This is a genomic window from Verrucosispora sp. CNZ293, from assembly GCF_002754655.1.
On record NZ_PEFR01000001.1, the window covers coordinates 1,842,921 to 1,868,606 of the forward strand.

Sequence of the window (25,686 nt, forward strand, 5' to 3'; positions counted from 1 at the left end):
CGGACGCGGCGGCGCCGGTCGGCCCAAACCCGACCGGCGCCATCCCGCGCTGTCGCCGGCTCAGCCGGCGGCCAGCGCGAGTTCCTGCGTGGGCCCGAGGTGCCGGGCGTACGCGCTGGTGGTGAAGAACGACGGCAGGTCCTCGCCGAGCGCGGTCTCCTCGACGATCCGGGCGGCCTGCTCGGCGCGTTCCCGCTCGGGCTCCCCGCGCCCCTCGGTCACCGCCGCCAGTTCCTCGGCGAGCATCGAGCGGACCAGTTCCTCGGTCACCGATCCCCCGCCGGCCAGCGGTGTGCCGTGGTGCAGCCACTGCCACAACTGGCAGCGGGCGATCTCGGCGGTGGCGGCGTCCTCCATCAGGTTCCACAGCGCCACCGCGCCCGTACCGCCGAGCCAGGCGTCGATGTAGCGCAGCGCCACCGCCACGTTGGCCCGCACCCCCGCCTCGGTGACCTGGCCCGGGGTCTTGTCCACCGAGAGCAGCTCGGCGGCGGTGACCGTCACCTCGTCGCGGCGTCGGTCGAGCTGGTTCGGCCGCTCGCCCAGCACCGCGTCGAAGACCTCCCGGCAGGTCGCCACCAGGCCGGGGTGGGCGACCCAGGAGCCGTCGAAGCCGTCGCCGGCCTCGCGCTGCTTGTCCGCCCGCACCTTGCTCAACGCCACCTCGTTGACCTGCGGATCACGCGCCGGGACGAAGGCGGCCATCCCGCCGATCGCGTGCGCCCCGCGCCGGTGGCAGGTCCGCACCAGCAGCTCGGTGTACGCCCGCATGAACGGCACGGTCATCGTCACCTCGGCACGATCCGGCAGGACGAAGTCCGGCCACTGACCGAAGTTCTTGATGATGCTGAAGATGTAGTCCCACCGGCCGGCGTTCAGCCCCGCCGAGTGCTCGCGCAGCTCGTAGAGGATCTCCTCCATCTCGAACGCGGCGGTGATCGTCTCGATCAGTGTGGTGGCCCGGATGGTGCCCTGCGGCAGGCCGAGGTATCGCTGGGCGAAGACGAAGATGTCGTTCCACAACCGCGCCTCGCGGTGGCCCTCCAGTTTCGGCAGGTAGAAGTACGGCCCCTTGCCGGCGTCGAGCTGCCGCCGGGCGCAGTGGAACAGGTACAGCCCGAAGTCGACGAGACTTGCCGAGATCGGCCGCCCGTCCACCACGATCCCCTTCTCCACCAGGTGCCAGCCGCGCGGCCGGACCACGATCGTGGCCAGGTCGTCGCCGAGCGCGTACCGCTTGCCTCGGGCGTCGGTGAAGTCGATCCGGCGGTCCAGGGCGTCGATCAGGTTGAGCTGGCCACCGATGACGTTCTGCCAGGTCGGCGCGGTGGCGTCCTCGAAGTCGGCGAGCCACACCTTGGCGCCGGAGTTCAACGCGTTGATCGTCATCTTGCGGTCCGGCGGTCCGGTGATCTCGACCCGCCGGTCCTCCAGGCCCGGTGCGGGCGCGGCCACCTGCCAGGTCGGGTCGTCGCGGACCGCCGCGGTCTCCGGCAGGAAGTCGGGCAGCTGGCCGGTGGCGTAGCGGTCGCGGCGGGCCCGGCGGGTGTCCAGCAGGGCCACCCGACGGGCGGCGAACTCGCTGTCCAGCGCGACCAGGAACGCCAGTGCCTCGGGCGTGAGAACCTCGTCGAAGCGTTCGGCCATCGGGCCGATGATCTCGTGTCTCATGCGAACTGCTCCTCTTCCGTGGAGCCGCGCAGCGCGGTGGTCTCGGCGGCCGGGTTGAGCACCGTGCTGATCAGGTCGAAGTAGCCGGTGCCCACCTCGCGCTGGTGCTTGACCGCGGTGTAGCCGGCCGGCTCGGCGGCGAACTCGCGCTCCTGGAGCGACACGTACGCCGACATGCCGTCGGCCGCGTAGCCCCGGGCCAGGTCGAACATCGAGTAGTTGAGGGCGTGGAAGCCGGCCAGGGTGATGAACTGGAACTTGTACCCCATGTGGCCGAGTTCCCGCTGGAACTTGGCGATCGTCGCGTCGTCGAGGTGCTTCCGCCAGTTGAACGACGGCGAGCAGTTGTAGGCCAGCAACTGGTCCGGGTACTCGTCCTTGATCGCCTCGGCGAAGCGCCGGGCGACCTCCAGGTCCGGCGTGCTGGTCTCCATCCAGAGCAGGTCGGCGTGCGGGGCGTACGCCAGGCCACGGGCGATGCACGGCTCGACGCCGTTGCGGACTCGGTAGAAGCCCTCGGCGGTACGCTCGCCGGTGACGAACGGCTGGTCCCGCTCGTCGACGTCGGTGGTGAGCAGCGTGGCGGCCTGCGCGTCGGTGCGGGCGATGACCACCGACGGCACGCCCGCCACGTCGGCGGCCAGCCGCGCCGCCTCCAGGGTGCGGATGTGCTGGCCGGTGGGGATGAGCACCTTCCCACCGAGGTGACCGCACTTCTTCTCGCTGGCGAGCTGGTCCTCCCAGTGCACCCCGGCGGCACCGGCCGCGATCATCGCGTTCATCAGCTCGTACGCGTTGAGCACGCCGCCGAAGCCGGCCTCGGCGTCGGCGACGATCGGCGCCAGCCAGTCGATGCCGGAGGTGTCGCCCTCGGCGGTGGTGATCTGCGCGGCGCGCAGCAGTGCGTTGTTGATCCGACGCACCACCGCGGGCACCGAGTTGGCCGGATAGAGGCTCTGGTCGGGGTAGGTGTGCCCGGCCAGGTTCGCGTCGGCGGCCACCTGCCAGCCGGAGAGGTAGATCGCCTTGAGTCCGGCCCGGACCATCTGCACGGCCTGGTTGCCGGTGAGGGCACCGAGGGCGTGGATGTAGTCCTCACTGTTCAGCAGCCGCCACAGCCGGTTCGCGCCGTGCCGGGCCAGGGTGTGTTCCTCCTGGATCGCGCCACGCAACCGAACCACGTCCTCGGCGCGGTAGCTGCGCCGCACACCCCGCCAGCGGGGGTTGGTGTCCCATTCGTGCTGCAACTGCTCGACCGCGGTAACCATCGTCGCTCATTCCCTTCGAATTCCGTCGTCACCTGGTGACGCTGCGCGAGACGCCGGGCCGCCGGGTGTGCAGCCACGGTCACACGGCACGACGAAGGAGGTCGAGAGACGGAAAAAGCCAATTATTGAAAAGTCGGCACGCGATTTTGCAAAGTTGTGAAAGCGCCTATTCGCAGCAGTGCTAATGTGGCCGGATCAGAACGTCGGACCAGGGAGGTGAGGGCCGTCGCCAGGACCTTCGCCGGGGCCCGGCTGCGCCGGATGCGCGAGGAGCGTGGGCTCAGCCAGACGGAGCTGGCCCGGCATCTCAGCATTTCCCCGAGCTATCTGAACCAGATCGAGCACGACACCCGGCCACTTACCGTCCCGGTGTTGCTGCGCATCACCGAGCTGTTCGGCGTCGACCCGACAGTGTTCGCCGCGCACGACACCCCGCGGCTGGTCGCCGGACTGCGCGAGGCGCTGCCCGGACGCGCCGGGCTTACCGAACTCACCGAACTGGCCACCCGGCTGCCGGAGGTCGCCGCGGCGGTCATCGAGCTGCACCGGCGCTACCAGCAGGCCGACGAGCAGCTCGCCGAACTGGTCGGTGACCGGGAGCGGATCGGTCGCAGCCCGCACGACCAGGTCACCGAGTTCTTCTACCGGCGGCAGAACTACGTACCGGACCTCGACGAGGAGGCCGAGCGGCTGGCCGCCCGGATGGGGCTGCGCCGCGGCGAGGTCCGTGCCCTGCTGCGCGACCGGCTGGCGCAGCGGCACGGCGTCCACGTCACCCGCGAGGAGGCCGCCGCACTCGGTGGTGAGCTGCACCGGTACCGCCCGCAGACCCGCACCCTGCACCTGTCCACGTCGCTGCGCGCCGGGCAGGAGGCGATGCGGATGGCGGCCCAGATCGCGCTGCTGGAGTTCGCCGACGTCATCGACGAGATCGTCGAGTCGGAGGAGTTCGACGACGCGCAGACCCAGATCCTCACCCGGGTCGGCCTGGCCAACTACTTCGCGGCGGCGCTAATCCTGCCGTACGAACACTTCCTGGCCGCCGCCGAGCAACGCCGTTACGACATCGACCTGCTCACCCAGCACTACGCGATGGGCTGGGAGACGGTCTGTCATCGGCTCAGCACGTTGCAGCGGCCCCGGGCGCGGGGGGTGCCGTTCTCCTTCGTCCGGGTCGACCGGGCCGGCAACATGTCGAAGCGCCAGTCGGCCACCGGCTTCCCGTTCTCCCGCACCGGCGGCACCTGTCCGCTGTGGACGGTGTACGAGGCTTTCGGGGCGCCGGGGCGGGTGGTGACCCAGGTCGCCGCCATGCCGGACGGGCAGCGCTACCTGTGGATCGCCCGCACCATCACCCGGCACCACGGCGGCTACGGCCAACCCGGCAAGGTGTACGCAATCGGGCTGGGCTGCGAGGTGCGGCACGCCAGCCGGCTGGTCTACTCCACCGGGATGGACCTGCACGCGGCCGAGGCGGCGACCCCGATCGGGCCCGGCTGCAAGACCTGCGAGCGGATGACCTGCCCACAGCGGGCCGCCCCGCCGATCAGCCGGCAGCTGGACGTGGACGAGAACCGCAGCACCTTCATCCCGTACCCGCTGCGGACCTGACCTCGGTCCCGCCGCCCGCCGCCGCCGTCACCCAGCCGGCGGTCCCGATCGCCCACCGTGACGAACCTGGCGGCGGGCCACGCCGGTACGGATACACTTTCAGCCCCTCCAGGAGCCCAGGGCTGGTGCATGGTTTCTCGTCCGATCCGCGTTCCCCGGCCACTGCTGGCCGCCGCCGTCGCTCTGGTCTCGGTCGCCGCGTCGCTCGCCGGCTGCTCGGTCGTCGAACCGGCAGCACCCGCAGCGCTGCGGGTGCTCCAGCTGAACCTGTGCAACAGCGGCATGGCCACCGGCTGCTACACGGGCCGCTCGGTGGCCCGGGCCGCCGAGGTGATCCGGGCCGAGGCCCCCGACATCGTCACCCTCAACGAGACCTGCTCCGGCGACGTGGACATGCTGGAGCGGGCGATGACCGATGTGCACGACGGCACGGTGGCGGCCGCCTTCCAACCCGCGCGCAACGGTCGTACCGGCGAACCGTACCGCTGCGTCAACGGCCAGCAGTACGGCGTCGGGGTGCTGACGCACATCCCGGCCCCCGCCGACGACCACGAGGTGCACGCCGGGATCTACCCGGCCCAGGACCCGGCCGACCCCGAGCAGCGGGCCTGGCTCTGCGTCGAAGCCAGCACCCTCTTCCTCGCCTGCACCACGCACCTGGCGTACACCAGCTCCACGCTGGCACTCGCCCAGTGCTCACACCTGGTCGGCACGGCGATTCCGCAGCTGCACGCCGACGGTCGCTACCGCCCCACGGTGGTCAGCGGCGACCTCAACCTGCGCCACGGTGGCACGCCGGACGTGCGGTCCTGCGTGCCGGCGGACTACCGCCACCGGCACGACGGCGGGGTGCAGCAGTTCATGGCCACGGCGGACCTGCGGATCGACGCCACCAGGTCGGTGAGCATGGAACGGACCACCGACCACGCGGCCTTCCTGGTGACGCTCACGCTGCCCGGTCAGGGCGACCCCGCGCACTGAGGGGCGTTGGTCAGTCCCACCAGAACGCCCAGGTCGGCGCGTCGACGATCCGTTCGGCGTAGGCGGCCAGGGTGCACGGCCGCTGCCCCTGCCACACGTTGTCGGGGCAGAAGGCGAAGTGCTCGGCGGCCACCCGCAACGCCTCGCCGGCCTCCTCCGGGGGCGCGGCGACGCTCAGATACAGCTCGGCGAACCCGACCCCGATCACCCGGACCCCGAACCGGTCCTCCCAGCTCCGCAGCACGGCCGACAGCCGCCCCGGGTCGTTCGTGTGGTTGACCGCGCCCTGCCAGCCCAGGACGGCCAGGGCGTCGCTGCCCCGCTCGGCGGGGACCAGGCCGAGGCGCATCGCCGGTTGGGCCAGTGACAACTGCTCGGCCCAGTGGTCCGCGTGCCGCTCCGGCGCCGTCCACGGCTCGCCGGGCGGTGCCAGCCCTGGCCAGTCCCGCCCGTACGGGGCGGTCACGGCGGCCCGCCGGTCGTTGGACAGCTGGTCGTCGCCGTCGTAGGGGGCGGTCTGGCCGGCCCACCAGCCGGCCAGCAGTCGCTCCGGATCATGCTCGGCGGGCGACGACACCCGGTCGGGCCAGAACTCGCCGTCGTCCCAGGGACGCGTCGGCGCACCGTCGTAGCCGTCCAGCAGCAACGGCCACAACCCCGACTGCGGGTGCGCCGCGTGCAACCGCGACCAGAGGCCGGCCGGGGCCGGGTCGTCGCTGAGCCACAGCGTGGGCCGGTCGGCGTCGCCCCCGTCGCCGCGTACCGTCCGGCCGGGCGGGAGTGGCTCGGACAGCGCCCGGGGGCGCGCAACGGCGTCCACGAACAGCTCCAGCAGGTCGGGCGGCATCTCGTTCAGCTGTGCGGTCACGACGCGTGAGGATAGCGGCCAAGTCCGACAATCCTCCGCGACAGGCCGGTCGGTCACCGGGCGGTGGACGCAGCCGAGCAGCCGGACCGCCGTCGAGGTCAGGCCCACTCACTCCGCAGCGGCGAATCTCTCGACGTTGTCGACCGGGCCGACGACCAGGATCAGGTCTCCGTAGCTCAGGACGGTGTCGGGGGTCGCGTGGGTGAAGCCCGGCCGTCGCCCGCCCACGGCCGCCTCCGGCTTCACCGCCACCACGGTCACCCCCCACCGGCTGCGCAGCCGAGACTCACGCAGCGGCACGCCGACCACGTCGCCCGGCGGCTTGGTCTTGATGACCGCGAAGTCCGCGTCCACCTCCACGTAGTCGAGGATGCGGCCGGTGAGCAGGTGGGCGGTGCGCTCGCCCATGTCGTGCTCGGGCGCGATGACGTGATGGGCGCCGACGCGGGTCAGGATGTTGCGATGCTGCCCGCTGATGGCCTTGGCCCAGATGTCGGGGATGCCGAGTTCGGCGAGCAGGCTGGTGGTCAGGATGCTGGCCTGGATGTCGGTGCCGATCGCCACCACCGCCCGGTGAAAGTCACCCACGCCGAGCTGCCGCAGCGCCTCGATATCGGTCGAGTCGGCGGTTATCACGTGCGGAAGCTGCCCCACCATGCTCTGCACGGTCTTCGGCTGGTTGTCGATGCCAAGCACCTCGGTACCCCGTTTGGCCAGCTCGAGAGCCAGAGCGCTGCCGAAACGGCCCAGGCCGATCACGACGACCGGCTCGTTACGGATGTCAGCCAACGATGGTCCTCTCCTCGGGTAGTTCGAAGCGTCGGTTACGGTCGCGCAACGCCAGCGCGGAGGCCAGGGTCAGCGGTCCGATCCGGCCGGCGAACATCAGCAGTACGAGCAGCACGTCGGCCTGCGGCGGCAGGTCAGCGGTGATGCCTGTGGACAGGCCGACGGTGCCGAAGGCCGACACCACCTCGAACAGGACCGCGTCGAGCCGGTACGGGGTGATGGCCAGGAGAATGAAGGTGGCCACGGCCACCGCAGCGGCGCTGAGCAGGACGATCGCGAGGGCCTGGCGCTGGTTGCTGGCAGGAATCCGGCGGTTGCCGACGTTGACCTGGGTCTCGCCTCGCATCTCGGACCACAGCACGAAGGCGAGCAGTCCGAGGGTGGTGACCTTGATGCCGCCGGCCGTGCCCGCGCTGCCGCCACCGATGAACATCAGCACGTCGCTGGCGAGCAGGCTCTCCGGACGCATCGCCCCGATGTCGACGCTGTTGAAACCGGCGGTACGGGTCATCGCCGAGGCGAAGAACCCGGCGAGCAGCTTCTGCGGACCGCCGAGCGGGCCGAACGTGCCGGGGTTCGAGTATTCGGCGAGGGTGAACACCATGGTGCCGAGGGCCAGCAGCGCCACGGTGAGGGCGACGGTTATCCGGGTCGTCACCGACCAGTACGCCGGGCGCCGCCAGCCCCGGACCAGTTCGAACACGACCGGGAACCCCAGGCCGCCCAGGATGACCGCCGCCGTGATGGTCAGAGTGATCCAGGGGTCCGTGACGTAGCCCATCAGACTGTCCGCGTGCGTGGAGAAGCCGGCGTTGTTGAACGCGGAGATCGCGTGGAAGACGCCCTCGTAGAGCGCCGTGCCGAACGGGCGCTGGTACGCGGTGGCGAACCGGATGGTGAGCAGCGTGGCCACCACAGCCTCACTGACGAGGCTGAACACGACGATGCGGCGGACCACGCCGCGTACGTCGCCCAGGTTGAGGCTCTTGGTTTCCGCCTGGGCGAGAAAGCGGGCGCGTAGCCCGAGCCGACGCGACAACAGCACGGTGAACAGCGTGGCCAGGGTCATGATCCCGAGGCCGCCGATCTGGATGAGCAGCAGGATGACCACCTGCCCGAACCCGGACCAGTAGCTGCCGGTGTCGACCGTGACCAGGCCGGTGACGCAGACCGCTGAGGTGGCGGTGAACAGGGCGTCCACCAGTTCGGTGCGATCGCCCGACCGGGTCGCCCACGGCAGGGACAGCAGGCCGGTGCCCATCGCGATCGCACCGGCGAATCCCGCGGCGATCATCTGCGCGGGATGCCGAAACCGGTCACCTCGTCGCTGCCACGCGGGCCGCCGGGTCACCAGACGCACGGCCGACCGCCCGCTCCGCCGGGACCGGGACCCGGCAGTGCTGGCGGATCCGAGGTGCAGAGGACCCATCCGACGAACCGGTCCACCGGTTGCCGCTGGTCAGCAGCGATCACCACAGGGCGCATCTTCGCACGGCCGGGCCGTCCCGGAAGTCCGGCCCGGCGACGCGCCGCTATTGGCCGGGCTGCTCCGGGTTGAACAGATACACGATCTTGCCGCTCGCCCAGGCGTCGATGACCCTCGACAGGTCCTTGTCCGGATATCGCTCCCCGGTGTCGGAGTACGAGAAGAGGTCCTGGCGAATGGCGGTCTTCGCGAACTCCTCAAGGGCCTCCCGGCGGTTGATCGCGTCGGAGGTTCGCGGGGTTCCGCCACTGACGCACGCGGCGACGAACTCCACCTGGTCGCCCCGCTGACCGTGCTCCGCCCGTGGCACCCAGTTCGGCAGCCTGATGAGGGTCTTGTAGAACAGTTTGTTCAGCTTCTCGTTGGATGGCCCCCGGAAATAGAGGTTGTTCCGGAGGCCGTCGATCAGGTCCGCGACCGAGCTCCGATCCTCCACATCGCGGGGGCGGTCGACGAAATAGACGTCGGCCTTCTGGAAGTACTCCTGGAGAATCTCGTAGGAATACGGTTCCTTCGCGATGCCGGCGAGCGCTTCCGGAGGCAGCAACTCGATGACGTCGAAGCGAAGTTCCTCGGGCACGCCCATGATGAATTCGTCCGGCATGACCGGCACTCCTGTCTCGAGGTCGGTCAGTCGATGGTGGAGATCGCGACGGGGCAGGTGAAGGACCAACTCAGACGTTCGGTGTGCGTCTTCACCTTCACCGCGAAGACCTCGAAGGTCTTCTCCACCGACGCCAGGTGGGCGGTGACATCGGCGACCAGGTTCACGTCTTTCGACTGCTTGCCACGGCTGACGAAGATCCCGGTGGTCACCAGCGGAAGGTTGACGATCGAGATGTGCGGCACCGGGTGCAACGGCGCCCCCTCCACCTGACCGCCTCCGCTGAGGTCGACGAGATCCTTCGGCTGGTTGTAGCGCGCCCCGTCCTCGGTGCTGGCCATGCGGTACCGGTGCTGGATCACGGTGTCGTCCGAGAGGTTCTCGACCCGCCATGCCTGAAGGCTCTCGCTTACGGAACTGCCGATCGTGAGACTCTCACCCACGTTCGTCGTCGGAGTGTCGCCGAACGTGCCGGCGCTCAGGTTCAGGGTGAACTGGGACGAGGAGGTGATGGTGGAGGCGTTCATGGTGGTCGGCGGGGAGTCGGTGCCGACGTAGTAATCCGACGAATCGAGGCGCAGAGTGAGGTCGACCCCCTCCAGGAAGTACCCGCGCTTGTCCTTCTTGTCGTGTGTCATTTTTCCGTCGCGGGCAGCCGCGACGTTTGTGCCTTTGACGTCGACGCTGACGAAGGTGTGATCCTTGAACTCGTCGAGCTGGGTGACGATCGCGTTGAGCCGGAGTCGCACTCCGACAGTCTGCTTGTCGAGAGTCTTTTCGACGTAGGTGTCCAGTGAAAATGACTTGTCACTCATGCAGTTCATCGTTCAACCGGGCGACAGCCATTACAAGACGTATGTCAATTTCCACACTGACACCAATCGAACGTGGATGTCGCTCATATCCGACAGGCTCAGCGTTGCACGCGGGCGCCGGCTCCGCGTACCAGCGCCTCCACCTCGGCCAGGCTGGCCATCGACGTGTCGCCCGGAGTGGTCATCGCCAGCGCACCGTGCGCGGCACCGTACTCCACCGCGAGGGCCAGGTCACCGTCGCGTTCGAGCAGGCCGTAGATCAGCCCGGAGGCGAAGCTGTCGCCGCCGCCGACCCGGTCCAGGATCTCCAGGCCGGGCCGGTGGGTGGCCTCGGCGAACGCGCCGCCGGCCCAGGCGACGGCACCCCAGTCGTTCACTGTCGCGCTGCGTACCCCGCGCAGGGTGGTCGCCACCACCTTGAAGTTGGGGTACGCCCGCACCACCGCCTCGATCATCGCCTTGAAGTTGCCGGTGTCCAGCGCACCACTGTGGATGTCGGTGTCCGGCACCGGGAAGCCCAGGCAGGCGGTGAAGTCCTCCTCGTTGCCGATCATCACATCGACCAGGCCGGCGAGCCGGGTGTTCACCTCCCGCGCGCGGTCCTGGCCGCCGACGGCCTTCCAGAGGCTGGGCCGGTAGTTCAGGTCGTACGAGACGAGGGTGCCGTGTCGGCGGGCGGCGGTCATCGCGGCCTCGGCGGTCTGCGCGGCCGTCTCCGACAGCGCGGCGTAGATGCCGCCGGTGTGCAGCCAGCGCACCCCGAGCGTGCCGAAGAGGTGGTCCCAGTCGACGTCGTCCGGCTTGAGCTGGCTGGCGGCGGAGTGGCCCCGGTCGGAGGTGCCGACCGCGCCACGGACGCCGAAGCCGCGCTCGGTGAAGTTCAGACCGTTGCGGACGGTGCGGCCGATCCCGTCGTACGGCAGCCAGGTGATGAGGCTGGTGTCGACACCGCCCTGGAGGATCAGGTCCTCCAGCAGCAGACCGACCTCGTTACGGGCGAACGCGGTGACGACGGCGGTGCGCAGACCGAAGCAGCGACGCAGCCCTCGGGCCACGTTGTACTCGCCGCCGCCTTCCCAGGCCCGAAACTGACGGGCGGTGCGGACCCGGCCCTCTCCGGGGTCGAGCCGCAGCATGACCTCGCCGAGCGAGACCAGGTCATAGCGGCAGTCGGTCTTCGGTCGAGGGTTCACCGCGCTCACGCCGCACCCCCTGCGGCGGCCAGCGCCGCCCGGGTCCGGTCGGTGATCTCGTCCCACTGCTCGCCGGCGATCAGGTCGGCCGACACCATCCAGCTCGCCCCGACGGCCAGGACCGCCGGCAGGGCCAGGTAGTCGGCGATCACCTCGGCGGTGATGCCGCCGGTCGGGATGAACCTGACGTCGCGGAACGGCGCCGCGAGGGCCTTGATCATCGCCGCCCCGCCGAGCTGCTGGGCGGGGAAGAACTTGACCACGTTCAGGCCGGCGTCGAGAGCCATCTGGATCTCGGTGGCAGTGGCGGCACCGGGCACCACCGGCACACCGGCCTGCTGGCAGGCGCGGACCACGGCCGGCGCGAAGCCCGGGGTCACCACGAACCGGGCACCGGCTGCGATCGCCCGCTCGGCCTGCTCGACGGTGAGCACCGTGCCGGCGCCGACGGTCAGGTCGTCGCGGGCGGCGAGCGCCGCGATGGCGTCCAGCCCGGCGGCGGTACGCAGGGTCACCTCGACGGCGGTCAGACCGCCCTTGACCAGGGCGTCGCCGAGCGGGTCGGCGAGCCGTGCGTCGTCGAGCACCACCACGGGTAGCACCCGACCGACAGGCAACTGTTCAGAACTATGAACGTTGGTCACGTACGTGACCTTACTTGAGGCGGGAACCCTTCGCTAGAGTGGCCCCGTGTCCACCGCACCCGAGGACTTCCAGCCCGTGAAGTCGGCGGGGCGCACTCTCGACCTGCTCGAACTGCTCGCCGATCACCCACACCCCTGGGCGCTGGGTGACCTGGCCCGCGCCCTCGGCATCCCGAAGAGCAGCCTGCACGGCCTGTTGCGCACGTTGACCAGCCGTGGCTGGGTACGCACCGACGAGACCGGCACCCGGTTCCGGCTCGGTCTGCGCGCCCTCCGGGTGGGAGCCGCCTACCTCGACGGGGACGACCGGATCGGTCTGCTGTCCGGCGTGCTTGACGAGTTGTCCCGCCGCTTCGGCGAAGCCGTCCATCTCGGCCGGCTCGACGGCGACCAGGTCGTCTACCTCGCCAAACGGGAGTCGGTGCACCGCCTGCGGCTGTACAGCGCGATCGGCCGCCGACTTCCGGCACACGCCACCGCGCTGGGCAAGGCCCTGCTGGCCGAGCATCCGGACCAGGATGTCGACCGGATGCTGACCTGGCCGCTGGCCCGCCTCACGCCACACACGGTCACCGACCCCGAGGCGCTGCATGCCGCCCTCGCGGCGGTGCGGACCACCGGTCACGCGGTCGACCGGGAGGAGAACGCCGAGGGCATCCGCTGCGTCGCGATGGCCGTACCGCTGGCCCGTCCGGCGGTCGACGCGGTGAGCGTCTCGGTCCCGGTAAGCCGGCTGAGCCCGGAGCTCGAAGCGGCGATCGTGGCGGCACTGCGGGAGCTGGTGGGTGGCCTCGCCAAGGCCCGGAGCATGCTGAGCGCGTGACGTCAGCCTGTGGGGCGACCTGACGGCACGAGACGTACCGGCGGCACACGTCGATCCTCCCGCCGCCACCGCACCTATCGGAGTCGGGCGATCGACCCCCGCGCGCTGCCGGGCGACGTTGACCCTGCCCGGCACCCCTCATAACCTGGGTGAATCGATTCGACTGCGAGGAGCGGGATGAACATCGGGGAGATCGCCCGCCGCGCGGGCGTGTCCCGCAGCACCGTGTCGTACGTGTTGAGCGGCAAGCGGGCGGTGTCGGAGCCGACCCGGCAGCGGATCCAGGCCGTCATCGATGAGTTGGACTACCGCCCCAACGCGAACGCCCGGGCGTTGAAGGAGGGCCGTACCCGTACCCTCGGCCTGGTCATCCCCCCGGCCAGCCAGCGCCTGACCGACATGCAGCTCGGCTTCGTCGCCAGCGTGGTCGAGGCCGCCGCCCGCGCCGATCTGGACGTGCTGCTCTCCCCGTCCGGCGGCGACCACGACAGGTCGTTCGAGCGGATCGTGACCGGGCGCCGGGTGGACGGGGTGATCCTCATGGAGATCCGGCTGGAGGACGACCGGGTCACCCGGCTGCGGCAGAGTCGACTGCCCTTCGTGACCATCGGGCGCACGGCCGAGCCGACCGGCACCAGCTGGGTCGACGTGGACTACGAGGGTCTGATCGCCAGGTGTGTGCACCACCTGGCCGACCTAGGGCACCGGCACGTCGCCCTGGTGAACCGCTCGGCCGAGCTGGTCGCTGCCGGCTACGGTCCCGGGCACCGCGCCCTGGCCGGGTTCTCCCACGCGGTGGCCGAACGCGGGCTGACCGGCGTCGACCTGTGCTGCGGTGACGACGCGCCAGCCGGCGAGGCCGCCATGAGCCGGCTGCTGACCACGCGTCCGGAGGTTACCGCCGTTGCCACGATCAACGAGGCCGCCCTGCCCGGCGTGCAGCGGGCCCTGCAGGCCGAGGGCAGGCTGGTGCCCCGCGACTTCTCCGTCGTCGGGGTCGCCGCCGCGCACTGGGCCGAGGACTTCCGCCCACCGTTGACAGCGGCGGACGTGCCCACCCTAGAGATGGGGGCCGAAGCCGTGGCGCTGCTGCTCGAACGGATCGCCGCCCCCACCGCCGCCCCCCGCCACCACCTCTACCACCCACCCATCTCGCTGAGAGCCAGCACCGCCCCAGCCCCTCCCCCCTGACCCCCGACCCCGACCCCCGACCCCCACCGCAGCGTTGATCAAGAAGTTTTTGCCGTGCCCGGCCGCGCGGCGCGACGAAACTTCTTGATCAACCGGGTGGGTGGTGCGGGTTACGGCGTTCGTGGGCGGCGGCGAGGATGAGGTAGCTGCTGGCGGTCCAGGTGTAGGCGCGGTCGCGCAGACCCGCGCCGGTCTCGGCGTCGAAGTTCTCGGCGAAGCCGGACTTCTCGCACAGGGCACGGAACCGGTGGCTGATCTCATCGGCGAACCCGGCGTGTCCGGCCCGGCGCAGGCCGTCCTCGATCAGTACGGTGGCCGGTGCCCAGATCGGACCACGCCAGTAGCCGTCGGCGGCGTAGTACGGCGAGTCGACAGGCTCGGTGGCGAGGCCGTGTGCGGTCAGATGACGCTTGAGACCACCGGCGAGCCCGGCGCTCACCTCGGCGGGCAGGTCGGCACCGAGCACGATGGGCATGAGGTCGAGCAGACTCGTGCTCGACCTCGGCCGACCGGTCCTGGCACTCCGGGCCACGAACCGCTGGCCGTCCCAGAGTTCACTCAGCAGCTCACCTCGGACCCGGCTCGCGGTGCGGCTCCACTGCCCCACTTCCTCGGGCAGGTGCAATTCGGCGGCCAGGTCCGCGAGCTGACGCAGCTGCACCAGCAGCAGGGCGGCGAGATCCGGTGTCTCGACGGTCCGATCACCGTCGAAGGTTGTCGCGTTGTCCCACCCACTGTCGTTGCCGTGCTGGTAGTGCGGCAGGTGGTGACCGGATACCCGGCGTTGGTCGAGCCAGAAGGTCGTCCAGCGGGCGAGCCGGCGGTACGTGTCAGACAGTTCGGCACGCGACAGTGGCCGGGACAGCCGCTGTCGCAGCTGCCGCAACGCCCAGCCGTGTACCGGCGGCTTGACGTAGTTGTGCAGCACCTCGGAGTGGGCGACCGAGTCCGGCAACGCACCCGTCGGGTCCTGATGGTCGAAGGGGAGGTGGAACTGGTGCCAGGCCAACTCGGCGTCCGCCTCGGCCAGGGCCAGGGCATTGAAGCAGTGGTCCCAGCTCCACACCTTGTTCATCCAGTGCTTGGACATCAGCACGGCTGGCCGGGTGAGGAAACCGCCCGGCGCGACAGTCGCCGACCACAGCACGTACGCGGCCAGTTCGGCAGCGGGAGTCTCGGAGCTGCGCCAGGGCGCCACCCGGTCGACGAAGCTGGCAAACTCGGCCGCCGTCGACCTGACGAGCTGATCGAAGTCACGGTCGCCCGGGTAGCGGCGGCGGGCCGACTCGTACTCCTCGACAGCGATTTCCCACGGCTGGTCGGCTGGCAGCTCCACGACCCGCTCGGCGGTGCCGAGCGCTTCGACGCCCTCGGCACGCGGGTGGCTGCGAAGTGAGGTGACCCGGTAGCGGCGGCCGGTCTCGTACGAGGTGAAGACGTACGAGTCGGCCACCGGGTCGTGGAAGAGGTAGGTGCCGCTGAACGGGGTGAGGGTGTCCCGGGCGGCGGCGATCCGCAGACCGATTCCGCGACCGCGCAACCGCACGGTGTCCCGGCCGTCGTAGGTCAACTCGATCTGGCCGGTGCGGTTGCGCCAGATCAGCAGCGCCGCGCTGGCCGTCACCGTGGTATCAGCCGAAGGCGTCAGCCGGAGCACCGGATGCATCCCCGTCTGGTGCGAGACCAGATGCAGCTCCGGTGCGTGGGTGTGCGCTGCCACCACCGGCGAGATGCTGAACCAGGACCCGTGGTAGCTGAACGGAATCTCCTGAATGGAGAACGTCGGGCCGGTACGGACGACGGTCATGACAGGTGGCTGCCTTTCCGGGTACGGATGGTGCGACTGCTCCGAGGATCGGCCGGATCAGTCCTTGACGGCGCCGGCGGTCACCCCGGCGGCGACGTAGCGTTGGGCCAGGACCAGCAGCAGGGTGGTGGGGATGGACGCCACCACGGCGGTCGCCATGATCGCGTTCCACTGCTGGTTGTTGTTCCCGATGTACTGGTAGATGCCGAGCGTGATCGGCCGATAAGCGCCACCGCCGGCCAGGGTGGAGGCGAAGACGAAGTCGGACCAGGCCCAGAGGAACGCGAACAGCGACACGGTGACGATCGCGTTGCGGCTCACCGGCAGCACCACCGACCAGAACGTCCGCAGCCGGTTCGCGCCGTCGACGAGCGCGGCCTGGATCAGGTCGTCAGGTATCCCGGACATGAAGGCGGTGAAGATGAGCACCGCGAAGGGCACCGCGATCGTCGAGTCGGCCAGGATCAACCCGGGCACGGTGTTGAGCACGCCGAGGTTCAGGTAGATGGCGTAGAAGCCCATCGCCATGATGATGCCGGGGATCATCTGCGCGATCAGCAGGACGAAGCGGATCGCCCCGCCGCCGGGCGGCCGGAGTTTGGCCAGCGCGTACCCGGCGGGGGCCGCTAGGACCAGGGTGAGCAGTACGGTGCCGAGCCCGACGACCAGACTGGTGCCGACGTATGGCAACTGCTGGCCGAGCACGGCGCGGTAGCCGTCGAGCGTGCCGTCGAGCGGGAACAGGTGCGGCGGGCTCGTGCGCATGTCCTGGTCCCTGGTGAACGACACGTTGATCATCCAGTAGACCGGAAAGAGCATCAGCCCGGTCAGCATCACCCCGAGCCCGGTTCGCCACCAGCCACGCGTCGGTCGGCTCATGACAGCCGCCGCCGATGCTCGAATCCGATGTAGCAGCCGCCGGCGGCGACCGCCAACAGAATCAACAGGTTGCCGACGGCCGCCCCGGAGCCGAAGTCGGGCAGCAGGTTGCCGAACCCGAGCCGGTACGACCAGGTGGCCAGGGTGGTCGACGAATCGGTCGGGCCGCCCCTGGTCATGATCCAGATCAGGTCGAAGACCTTGAGCGTGTAGACCAGCCCGAGCAACAGCGTGATCGCCGATACCGGGCGCAGCAACGGCCAGGTGATCCATCGAAAGCGCTGCCAGCCGCCCGCTCCGTCCAGCTCCGCCGCCTCGTAGAGCTGGCGCGGGATCGCCTGCAGGCCGCTGTAGAGCACGACCAGGTTGAACGGGATGCCGATCCAGATGTTGGCGATGATCACCGACACCAGCGACCACCGGGGCGAGGTCAGCCAGTTCACCGGATCCGCGCCGACAAGCGCGAACCCGGCGTTGACCACACCGGCCTCACTGTTGAGCAGCCACGACCAGGTGGACGCCGACACGATCAACGGCAACAGCCAGGGTACGAGGAACAGCGCACGCAGGGTGCGGGAGAGCGCGAAGTGCCGATGGAAGAAGAGCGCCAGCAGCAGTCCGACGGCGAACTGGAAGACAAGTGACGTGACGGTGAAGACGAGCGTGTTGAGCAGCGCCTGCGGGAACGTCGGCGCGGCCAGCACCGCCCGGTAGTTGTCCAGGCCGGCGAAGGGCGCACCACCCTGGACGAAGGAGCGGACCGTGTACTCGCGCAGGCTCAGCTCGACGTTGCGGTACAGCGGATAGGCGTAGAAGGCGATCAGGTATACGACCACTGGGGCGAGGAAGGCCCACGCCGCCCACCGGGCACCGCCGGGGCGGCGTCGGCGGGCCGACGGGGCGGTGGGTACCGCCGGGGCGGCCTCGCGCACCGTCGCTGATCGCGGGGTACGGGTGACGTCGATTCCCATGTCGCTGACGCGCCTGGTCAGCTCGTCGCGCTGGCGGCGGTCCGCTGCGCGGCCGACAGCGCCTCCTGCGGCGTCTGTGTGCCGCTGAGCGCGGACTGCACAGCCGTCCACAGCGGCTCGGAGATCCTCGGATACCGGGTGCCCAGGTCGTCGCCGGTGCGGGCCTTCGCCGCCTTCACCGCGTCGACCCAGACCTTCAATGCGGCGTTCGCCGCGACCTGCTGCTCCTGTACGGCGGCGACCGGGGCGATGTAGGACAGCGTGGTGTCCGTGGTGAGCAGGTTGTCGCCGCTGGTCAGGCAGGTGACCAATTGCTGCGAGGTGGCGTACCGCCCGGTGTCACGCTGCACCGGGATGGAGATGAACTCACCGCCTGTGGGTGCCGGCGCGGTGCCGCCGGTGCGGGCCGGAATGGGGATGATGCCGTACTCGAAGTCCAGCTTCGCCGCGTTGGCCAGCTGCCAGGTGCCGTTCTCGCTGAACGCGTACTCGCCGCTGGCGAACTCCTGCCAACTGGTGGTCTGGGTGTTGTTGATGACGGAGTTGGGCGCGTGGCCGGCGGCCAGCCAGTCGGTCCACAGCGTCAACGCCGCCACGGCCGGTGGCGCGTCCAGCGCAGTCAACTGAGCACCGGCGCCCCAGAACCAGGGCAGGAACTGGAAGCTGCCCTCCTCGGTGCCGATCGCGGAGAAGGTGATGCCCTTCTTGCCGGCGGCCTTGACCCTGACCAGCGCCGCGGTGAGGGAGGGCCAGTCAGTCACCGTGGCCACGTCCACTCCCGCGTCGGCCAGCAGGTCCTTGTTGTAGTAGAGAGCGAGGGTGTTCGCGCCGATCGGCACTCCGTACGTCTTGCCCTCGCTCTGCCCAGCGCCGAGCAGGTTGGGTTCCATCGTCGACACGTCGAGATTGGTCTCGACGGTAGTGGTCAGGACACCGGCCTCGGCCAGAGTGGAGATCACCGGGTTGTCGATGATCAGCACATCCGGGGAGTTGCCCTGCTGTGCGGCGAGTAAGGCCTTGTTCGTCAGGTCGGTGGTGTCGTAGCCGGTGCGTTCGACGGTCACCCCGGCTGACGTGCCGCAGTCCTTGAGCAGCCCGACCCAGTCGGAATCCTCGGTGAACTGCGGGTACGGATCCCAGACGGTGTACGTCCCGCCAGCCTCGGTCGAGGGGGATTCCGCGGAGCAGGCGACGGCCGCGGCGGCGAGGGCGGCGGCCAGCAGGGCGGCACCGACGGCGCGCCCGCGCGGGATGGATCGGGTCATCTGACGCCTCGCTTCGATCTCTGTGGCGGACGCTGCGCACCATCAACCCAATGTCGAACCGATTCTGCGAATCGGTTCGACCGACCATAGGCCCGCCTCGGCGAACCGGTCAAGGGCGAGCGCGGCAACGTCCAGCCATCGGGAGAAACATCCGCTTCACCCCGGCGACACGGCGTTGACATTTACAACCATGAACTTCTACGCTCCGCTGCGAATCGGTTCGACTGCAGCTCTCCGCCCTCCGGACGTGCCCCCGTCGCAAAGGAGTCCCAGTGCCACTCCCCCGCACGAGCAGACCAGGACCTCTCCGCCACCTCACCGCCCGACTCGTGGTCGGCATCCTCGCGGCCACCTCCGTCGTCGCGGTGTCCACGCCGGCCCGGGCCGCCGACGAGTCGATGAGCGTGAACTTCTCGGTCACCAGCGGCGCACCGACGTACCGCGCGGCCGGCTGGATCTACGGGATGACCGAGAACGCCGCCGGCCCGGCCGACCACTTCTATCGCGACGTGAAGTTCCGGTACATGCGTGCCGGGGGCGCGCAGCTCCCCGGCAGCGGCTGGGTCGGCGGAAACTACGAGCGCCGGTGGAATTCCACAGTCGCCCAGGCCCGCCGGACCAACGCTCTCGGCGGTGAGTTCATCCTCCTGCCGCACGACCTGTGGGGTGCCGACGGTGCCGCGATCTCCCGCTTTCCCGGCGACAACGGCAACTGGACCGACTACGACAACTTCCTCAACCGAGTCATCAGCGACGTACGCGCGGCTGGGCTGAGCGTGCAGTGGGACATCTGGAACGAACCGAACATCACGCTGTTCTGGAACCGCCCGATCTCCCAGTACTTCGAGCTGTGGCGCCGTACCCACCAACGCATCCGGGCCGAATTCCCCAACCAGCTCATCGTCGGGCCCAGCTGCGCCTGCGTACCGTCGACAAACCACGCCTTCTGGAACCAGTACCTGGACTTCGTCCGCTCGACAAATACGATCCCGGACGTCGTCAGTTGGCACGCGCTGCCCGGTGACCCGGTGGCAAACGTCGCCGCCGCCAACGCGACCCTCGACCCGCGCGGCATCCCGCACCCCCGCCCGTACCAGATCAACGAGTATGCCGCGCCGGACGAGCAGAACCCGGCCGACGGAGCCTGGTACATCGCCCGCCTGGAGCGGGCCCGCGCCGACGGCCTGCGGGCGAACTGGGCCAGCGCCGGCAACCTGCACAACGACCTCGGCAACCTGCTGGTACGCAACTCGGCCGGGCAGCACCAGCCCAAGGGCGAGTGGTGGGCCTACCGCTTCTACGGCGCGCAGACCGGGCAGATCGTCTCGGTTTCGGCCAGCCCGTCGTACGACGCCTTCGCCACGAAGACGACAGGTTCGGCACGGGTGCTGCTCGGTGGGGGCCGGACCACCGGAAACCTCACAGTGAACCTGCAACGGCTCGACACCACAAGCGGCATCGTGCAGAACAACCAGGTACGGGTGCTCACCCAACGGATCCCCAACAATGGCGGCGGCGCGGTGCAGGGCCCGATCACCGTCTCGAACAGCGTGGTGAATGTGAGCGGCAACAACGCCACAGTGACGGTGCCCTACTCCAACCAGACCGACACGTACACGCTGACCCTGCTGCCGCCGGCCGACGGCGGCTTCCAGTCGGTGGCCGTGGCGCAGCACTCCCAACAGTGTCTCGACAACACCGACCGCAACACCGCCGACGGCAATGTGCAGCAGCAGTTCCATTGCCAGGGCGGCGACCAGCAGCTGTGGAACTTCCAGCCGGTCGCCGGGGTGGCGAACACCTTCAGCGTGGTCAACCAGCAGACCGGCAAGTGCCTGGATGTCAGCGGGGTGTCCACCGCCGACGGCGCGGCCGTGCACCAGTGGGGCTGCCACGGTGGCCTCAACCAGCAGTTCACCCTGCGCAGGGTCACCTACTCGGGCAACGACCCACACGACTACCAACTGGTGGCTCGGCACAGCAACAAGTGCGTGGACGTCAGCACCATCTCCACCGCGCCCCGCGCCGCTGTCCACCAGTGGACCTGCAACCCGGTGGGCCAGGGCAGCCCGCTCAACCAGACCTGGCGGCTGTGGGGCCGGTGACCGCCGATCCCGGCCGATGAGAGCCCGCCGGCCACGGCGGCCCCGTCCCCGTCGGGACGGGGCCGCCGTGGCGTTCCGGGCGGGCGAGGTCAGGCCGGTAGGCGCCAGACCTGGTTGGCGCCGCCGAAGCAGTCCCAGATCTGCAACCGGGTGCCGTCGGCGGAACTGTTGCCGGTGGCGTCGAGACACCTGTTCGACACCGGGTTGCGCAGCGTGCCGTTGGACTGGGCCTGCCAGACCTGGGCGCCTGTGCCGTTGCAGTCCCAGAGCTGGATCCGGGTGCCGTTGGCGGTGCCGGCGCTTGTCACGTCCAGGCACTTGCCGAGGGCGCGCAGGGTGCCGTCGGTGCCGACGGTCCAGCGCTGCGCGTTGGTGCCGTTGCAGGTGTAGAGCTGGACGGCGGTGCCGTTGGCGGTGCTGGCGGCGGCGACGTCGACACACTTGCCGGCGATGCCGGTGATCGGGCCGGTCCGGCCGGTCGGCGGCGGGGAGCCACCCGTCACAGTGTCGTAGATCGCGCTGACCAGCGAGGTCGAGCCACCGGTGTCCTGGGTCAGTTCCCAGTTCATCATGCCGCCGGCGTTGGCCATCGCCCACTGGGTCTTGCGCTTCACCGTCGGTACGCCGTTGTAGCACTGCTGGGCGCCGCCCGCGGTGGTGCAGTCCCGGTTGGCGTTTGCCGGATCCATGCCGACCAGCTGGGTGTAGGTGTAGTAGCCGGGCCGGCTGTAGAAGGGCACGCCGAGGATGGCCTTGCTGGCCGGCAGACCCCGGGCCTTCCAGCCGTTCACCGCGTTTATCGACCAGTCGTAGTTGGCGTGTGGGCTGCCGCCGTCGTACGCCATGATGTTGAGGAAGTCGACGTGGTTGAAGACCGACGTCGGCACGCCGTCGCGGTAGTAGCCCTCCGCGACGACAGCCGCGGTGAGCAGCTTGCCCTGCGGGCGCAGCGCGTTGCTGAGCTGCTGCATCAGCAGGCTGAAGTTGTTGGCCGAGGCACCCGGGTCGGGGTACTCCCAGTCCATGTCGACACCGTCGAGGCCGTACTGGTTGACGAAGTTGACCACGCTGTTGACGAATGTGGTGCGGGTGCCGGCGGTGGCCGCGAGGGCCTCGAAGGCGGAGTCGTCACCGTCGTTCCAGCCGCCGATGGCGATGGAGACCTTCACGTTGTTCGCCCGGGCCAGCGACACCAGGGAGGTGAGCTTGCTCGGGTTCTCCACCGCGCGCAGGGTGCCGTTGCTGTTCGGCAGCACGAAGGCGTAGTTGATGTGGGTGAGCTTGTGGTACTGCACCGAGTTGACGTTGCCGGTCCAGGACGGCAGGTAGCCCACGCTCTTGAAGTTGTTGGGCAGCACCACCGCCTGCGCGGCGGTAGGGGTGACGGCGAGAGTGGCACCGGCGGTGACCAGCGCGAGCAGACCGGCGGCCAGGGCCGAGCGCGGCCGGGGACGTGGTGAGGACATCGAGGACCTTCCCATGACAGGTGAGGGCGCCGTGCCGCCACGGCCGGTCGTTGTGGAGCCGCCGATGACCGGCCGTGGCGTACGGGTGCTGGGTTCCTCGAGGCAGCCAAATCTTAAAGAGTGTTAACGGTAGCGGTCAATGACGTCTTTCGATCGATGCCGTCCGGCCCGGTTCAGCCGACGGTGACCTGGTACAACGTCGTGTTGACCTCGCCGCTACCGGTGAAGATCTCCGGTCCCGCCTGCACGCTTGTCAGATACTTCGAGCTGCTCATCCAGCCCCGGGAGACCACGTCGTTCGTGAAGTCGCGGATGTTGAGGGTCGCGCTCGTGGTGTTGCTGGTCCGCACGTAGGAGTAGACGTTCCAGGTGCCCACGTGGCCACGCCAGACCTCCCAGGTGGTCCCCGCGATGGTGACGGTGCCCTGGCGACTGCCGGCCGGCGACGCGTTGGAACGGTAGAGCCAGATCATCAGCTCGTCGGTGGGCTGGTCCGCGGAGCCCGGGTTGGCCATCGGGTGGAACCACATGTCGTACGCGACATTCATGTTCGACGAGCCGTTGGCGGTGACGTTGAACCGCCAGTTGGTGGTGACGTCACGGTTGGCCGAGACCTGCACCGGCAGGCCGGTGTTCGGCCGCCGCCAGCCCCAGTGCCAGCCGAGGATCGCCGCCGCGTACGACTTGACGCTGCTCGGGTCGCCGCTCCAGGTGTAACTGGTCCCCCAGTAGATGGGGTCTCCCGGACCTCCGTTGGACCAGATGCACTGGCTGCCGGTGGCACCGGTGGCACCCCACTGGTTGTTGGGAATCCAGTACTTCCCGATGTCGATCAGATCGCTGCTGTCACACAGCCGGCCGGTGGGCGGATAATCGGGCACCGGCGGTGGAGTGGTACGGGTCGGCGTCGGGGTCGGACCTGGGTTGCTGGAGCCGGTGCAGGTCACTCCGTTGAGCGCGAACGCGGTCGGCACCGGGTTGCTGCCACTCCAGGTGCCGTTGAAACCGAAGTTCGCGGTGCCGTTGAGGCCGATCGCCCCGTTGTACGGCATGTTTGCCGCGGTCACCTGCCCGAGGTCCTGGGTCACTGTGGCGTTCCACGCCTGCGTCACCCGCTGCCCCGAGTCGTACGCCCAGGTCAGGCGCCACGACGTCACCGGCTCACCGAGGTTCGTGATGGTCACGTCGGCGTTGAAGCCGCCCTGCCACTGCGCGGAAACCGTGTACCGCACCGCGCAGCCGACCGCCGCGGCGTGCGCGACAGCGACTCCGACGGCGGCGGTGACGACGGTGCTGGCCGCCGCGGCGGCGAGCAGGGCGATGCGCTTCCGTTTCACCATTGCTCTCTCCTTCAGTCCCGGCCGCACTCCGGTCGACCGGGACTGTTCGCGTTCACAACCGGATCCTGCCGGGCAGGTTGTGATCACGTACTGAGGCGGCAGCCGGCAGCGGCGTGTGCGTGGCCGGACCGTGCCTGCGGCGCTGGCCCGGCCATCGCGGCCCCATCGCGCCCGGCGACCGTGCCCTGGAAGTCGCCCGGCGGACACGGCGCCGGCTCGGTCGCCCTGCCCATCATCGATGGCTGACGCTGCGACGGTACGACGGCAGTCAGACGACAGTCAATGAACCGTTCCCGAGCAGCCGGGCCCGCCGAGTCCACTGTCGACATCTGGTCAGTCCGTCGAGCCACCGGGTCAGTACGCTGAGGCCACCCGGGCTTCGGTGGTCGCCCTGTCGAAAGGTCCAGCATGGCTGGCATCTCCGTCCCGCGAATCGCTGCTTCCCTCGTCGTGGCGGTCGCCGCCGGGCTGGTCGCCGCGCCGGCACCGGCGTCCGCCGACGGACCGCTCGCCGAGGTGGCCGTCGCCCTCGCCGGTGCCGACTCTGCCGACTGCGGCAGCCCGACAATCCCCTGCCGCACCATCAACCATGCCGTGGGCCGGGCCGCCGCCAGCGGCACGGTCCGAATCGGGCCCGGCTGGTACGACGAGAACGTCGTCATCCCGGACGGCCTCGCGGTCAGCCTGATCGGCGCCGGCATGGACATGACCGTCCTCAACGGACGCGGGCGCGCCACGGTGGTCGATTCCTGGACCGGCGGCGCGCTCGAGGTGGCGGGCCTGAGCATCGTCAACGGCGTCGGCGAGGGTGCCCTCGACGGCGGTGGGATCACCAGCGCGGCACCGCTCACCGTGCGTCAGGTCCGGCTGTGGCACAACGCGGGCGAGTTCGGCGGCGGGATCGCGGCCTACGCCACGGCCAGGGTCAGCGACAGCATCATCGGCGGCAACACCGCTCGTTCCGGCGGTGGCGGCATCTTCTCGCGGTTCCACGCGCTGACCGTGGAGAGGTCGACTGTTGGTGGCAACCGCGCCGCCGTCGCGGGCGGCGGCGTCTACGCGCTCTTCGCGGCGACCCGGATCACGGACTCCACGATCACCGGCAACACGGCCGGTATCAGCGCGAGCGGGATCCTCGTCGCGCACGGGGATCTGCGGCTGCGGCATGCCACCGTCGCCAGCAACCAGGGGCCGGCCGCTCTGGTGACCTCCGGCGATCCGAACCGGTCCCACGACATCACCGCGTCACTGTTCACCGGCAATGCCGGTGGAGACTGCGTCCTCACCCACTCTCCCGGCATGGACCCGGCCGGCCACAACGTCAGCGCCGACGGCAGTTGTGGCCGACAGGTGACAGCGGACGACATCGACCTGCGCCCCGTCGCGGAGGCGGACACCGGTCCGACCCCGACCCACGTCCTCGGTGTGGCGAGCACGGTCCGCGGCAGCATCCCGGCCGGCGACCCGCTCTGCGACGGCACCGACCAGCACGGCCAGAGTCGCCGCAGTTCGCTCGCTGGCGGCTGTGATCCGGGGGCCTACCAGTCGCCACCTGTGCCGTTCAACGCGATCCCGCCGCAACTGAGCGGACTCGACAGCCCGATCGACCCATATGGATCGGTGGGCAGCGCGACGCCGGGGGTCTGGCCGTTCCAGCGAAATCTGGCGTACGCCTTCCAGTGGCAACGCTGCCACCACTCCGAACCGGTATGCGTGTCGATTCCGGAAGCCACCGGCCGGACGTACCGGGTCACCGAGGCCGACGCCGGCAGTCGGCTGCGGGTACGGGTCACCGCGACGAGCGCCGCCGGGATCAGCCAACCGGCCTATTCCGCGATCACCGAATCCATCGGCTACGGCTGATCAGGTTCCGCACCGCGCTGACGTCGCCGGCACCGAGGTGCCTAGC

21 protein-coding genes are annotated in these 25,686 nt (G+C 69.7%); 6 read left to right on the forward strand and 15 right to left on the reverse strand.

What is annotated here, in order from left to right:
* Window positions 1-60 precede the first annotated feature (60 nt).
* Complete coding sequence (gene aceB / locus CLT74_RS08450; RefSeq protein WP_099846046.1) at window positions 61-1,671, reverse strand: malate synthase A; 1,611 nt, start codon at window positions 1,669-1,671, stop codon at window positions 61-63.
* Window positions 1,668-2,939, reverse strand: coding sequence for an isocitrate lyase (gene aceA / locus CLT74_RS08455; RefSeq protein ID WP_099846047.1), 1,272 nt, complete (start codon window positions 2,937-2,939; stop codon window positions 1,668-1,670). Before aceA ends, aceB begins: the two co-directional genes overlap by 4 nt.
* A 216-nt stretch (window positions 2,940-3,155) precedes the next feature.
* Here aceA and CLT74_RS08460 point away from each other — a divergent pair, with 216 nt between their 5' ends.
* Window positions 3,156-4,550 carry a short-chain fatty acyl-CoA regulator family protein gene (locus CLT74_RS08460; RefSeq protein WP_099846048.1) on the forward strand — a complete coding sequence of 465 codons (1,395 nt, stop codon included), beginning with the start codon at window positions 3,156-3,158 and terminating at the stop codon, window positions 4,548-4,550.
* Window positions 4,551-4,679: 129 nt separating this feature from the next.
* Window positions 4,680-5,531: an endonuclease/exonuclease/phosphatase family protein gene (locus CLT74_RS08465; protein WP_099846049.1), complete on the forward strand. Its 852-nt coding sequence runs from the start codon at window positions 4,680-4,682 to the stop codon at window positions 5,529-5,531.
* A 10-nt stretch (window positions 5,532-5,541) separates the two neighbouring features.
* Here CLT74_RS08465 and CLT74_RS08470 read toward each other — a convergent pair whose 3' ends face one another.
* From CLT74_RS08470 to eda, 7 genes are all read right to left on the reverse strand, one after another.
* Entirely contained in the window at window positions 5,542-6,399 is an 858-nt protein-coding gene (locus CLT74_RS08470; protein ID WP_199172140.1) for a DUF4253 domain-containing protein, read from the reverse strand.
* A 108-nt stretch (window positions 6,400-6,507) separates the two neighbouring features.
* Window positions 6,508-7,188 (reverse strand): potassium channel family protein, encoded by a 681-nt coding sequence (locus CLT74_RS08475; protein ID WP_099846050.1) that lies wholly within the window; start codon window positions 7,186-7,188, stop codon window positions 6,508-6,510.
* The gene (locus tag CLT74_RS08480; RefSeq protein WP_099846051.1) at window positions 7,181-8,482 is read right to left on the reverse strand and encodes a TrkH family potassium uptake protein; all 1,302 of its coding nucleotides are present in this window, start codon (window positions 8,480-8,482) and stop codon (window positions 7,181-7,183) included. Before CLT74_RS08480 ends, CLT74_RS08475 begins: the two co-directional genes overlap by 8 nt.
* Before the next feature lie 238 nt (window positions 8,483-8,720).
* Window positions 8,721-9,278 carry a hypothetical protein gene (locus CLT74_RS08485; protein WP_143697112.1) on the reverse strand — a complete coding sequence of 186 codons (558 nt, stop codon included), beginning with the start codon at window positions 9,276-9,278 and terminating at the stop codon, window positions 8,721-8,723.
* 26 nt (window positions 9,279-9,304) lie between these two features.
* Window positions 9,305-10,093, reverse strand: a complete 789-nt coding sequence (locus CLT74_RS08490; protein WP_143697113.1) for a hypothetical protein — start codon at window positions 10,091-10,093, stop codon at window positions 9,305-9,307.
* Window positions 10,094-10,191: 98 nt separating this feature from the next.
* Complete coding sequence (locus CLT74_RS08495; RefSeq protein ID WP_099846054.1) at window positions 10,192-11,295, reverse strand: sugar kinase; 1,104 nt, start codon at window positions 11,293-11,295, stop codon at window positions 10,192-10,194.
* The gene (gene eda, locus CLT74_RS08500; RefSeq protein WP_099846055.1) at window positions 11,292-11,930 is read right to left on the reverse strand and encodes a bifunctional 4-hydroxy-2-oxoglutarate aldolase/2-dehydro-3-deoxy-phosphogluconate aldolase; all 639 of its coding nucleotides are present in this window, start codon (window positions 11,928-11,930) and stop codon (window positions 11,292-11,294) included. The genes CLT74_RS08495 and eda overlap by 4 nt, the downstream gene beginning before the upstream one ends.
* Window positions 11,931-11,976: 46 nt before the next feature.
* Between eda and CLT74_RS08505 the strand changes: the two genes are divergently transcribed.
* Entirely contained in the window at window positions 11,977-12,753 is a 777-nt protein-coding gene (locus CLT74_RS08505) for an IclR family transcriptional regulator (protein WP_099846056.1), read from the forward strand.
* A gap of 177 nt (window positions 12,754-12,930) precedes the next feature.
* The gene (locus CLT74_RS08510) at window positions 12,931-13,944 is read left to right on the forward strand and encodes a LacI family DNA-binding transcriptional regulator (RefSeq protein WP_099846057.1); all 1,014 of its coding nucleotides are present in this window, start codon (window positions 12,931-12,933) and stop codon (window positions 13,942-13,944) included.
* An 88-nt stretch (window positions 13,945-14,032) separates the two neighbouring features.
* On the opposite strand, the gene CLT74_RS08515 is transcribed toward CLT74_RS08510, so the two are convergent.
* The 4 genes from CLT74_RS08515 to CLT74_RS08530 are packed head-to-tail and all read right to left on the reverse strand — an operon-like array spanning window position 14,033 to window position 18,866.
* Entirely contained in the window at window positions 14,033-15,751 is a 1,719-nt protein-coding gene (locus CLT74_RS08515; protein WP_099846058.1) for an MGH1-like glycoside hydrolase domain-containing protein, read from the reverse strand.
* 57 nt (window positions 15,752-15,808) lie between these two features.
* Window positions 15,809-16,630, reverse strand: a complete 822-nt coding sequence (locus tag CLT74_RS08520; protein WP_099846059.1) for a carbohydrate ABC transporter permease — start codon at window positions 16,628-16,630, stop codon at window positions 15,809-15,811.
* Complete coding sequence (locus CLT74_RS08525) at window positions 16,627-17,601, reverse strand: carbohydrate ABC transporter permease (protein WP_099846060.1); 975 nt, start codon at window positions 17,599-17,601, stop codon at window positions 16,627-16,629. The genes CLT74_RS08520 and CLT74_RS08525 overlap by 4 nt, the downstream gene beginning before the upstream one ends.
* 17 nt (window positions 17,602-17,618) lie before the next feature.
* Window positions 17,619-18,866, reverse strand: a complete 1,248-nt coding sequence (locus CLT74_RS08530; protein ID WP_099846061.1) for an extracellular solute-binding protein — start codon at window positions 18,864-18,866, stop codon at window positions 17,619-17,621.
* A gap of 272 nt (window positions 18,867-19,138) precedes the next feature.
* Here CLT74_RS08530 and CLT74_RS08535 point away from each other — a divergent pair, with 272 nt between their 5' ends.
* On the forward strand, window positions 19,139-20,971 hold the full coding sequence (locus CLT74_RS08535) for an RICIN domain-containing protein (protein ID WP_199172141.1): 1,833 nt from the start codon (window positions 19,139-19,141) through the stop codon (window positions 20,969-20,971).
* Window positions 20,972-21,060: 89 nt separating this feature from the next.
* Here the strand turns inward: CLT74_RS08535 and CLT74_RS08540 are convergent, their stop codons facing one another.
* Window positions 21,061-22,437 carry a glycosyl hydrolase family 18 protein gene (locus tag CLT74_RS08540; RefSeq protein ID WP_099846062.1) on the reverse strand — a complete coding sequence of 459 codons (1,377 nt, stop codon included), beginning with the start codon at window positions 22,435-22,437 and terminating at the stop codon, window positions 21,061-21,063.
* Window positions 22,438-22,610: 173 nt separating this feature from the next.
* Window positions 22,611-23,777 carry a glycoside hydrolase family 12 protein gene (locus CLT74_RS08545; RefSeq protein WP_099846063.1) on the reverse strand — a complete coding sequence of 389 codons (1,167 nt, stop codon included), beginning with the start codon at window positions 23,775-23,777 and terminating at the stop codon, window positions 22,611-22,613.
* Window positions 23,778-24,185: 408 nt separating this feature from the next.
* Between CLT74_RS08545 and CLT74_RS08550 the strand changes: the two genes are divergently transcribed.
* A complete protein-coding gene (locus CLT74_RS08550) occupies window positions 24,186-25,640 on the forward strand; it encodes a hypothetical protein (RefSeq protein WP_143697114.1) in 1,455 nt (484 codons plus the stop codon).
* Window positions 25,641-25,686 lie beyond the last annotated feature (46 nt).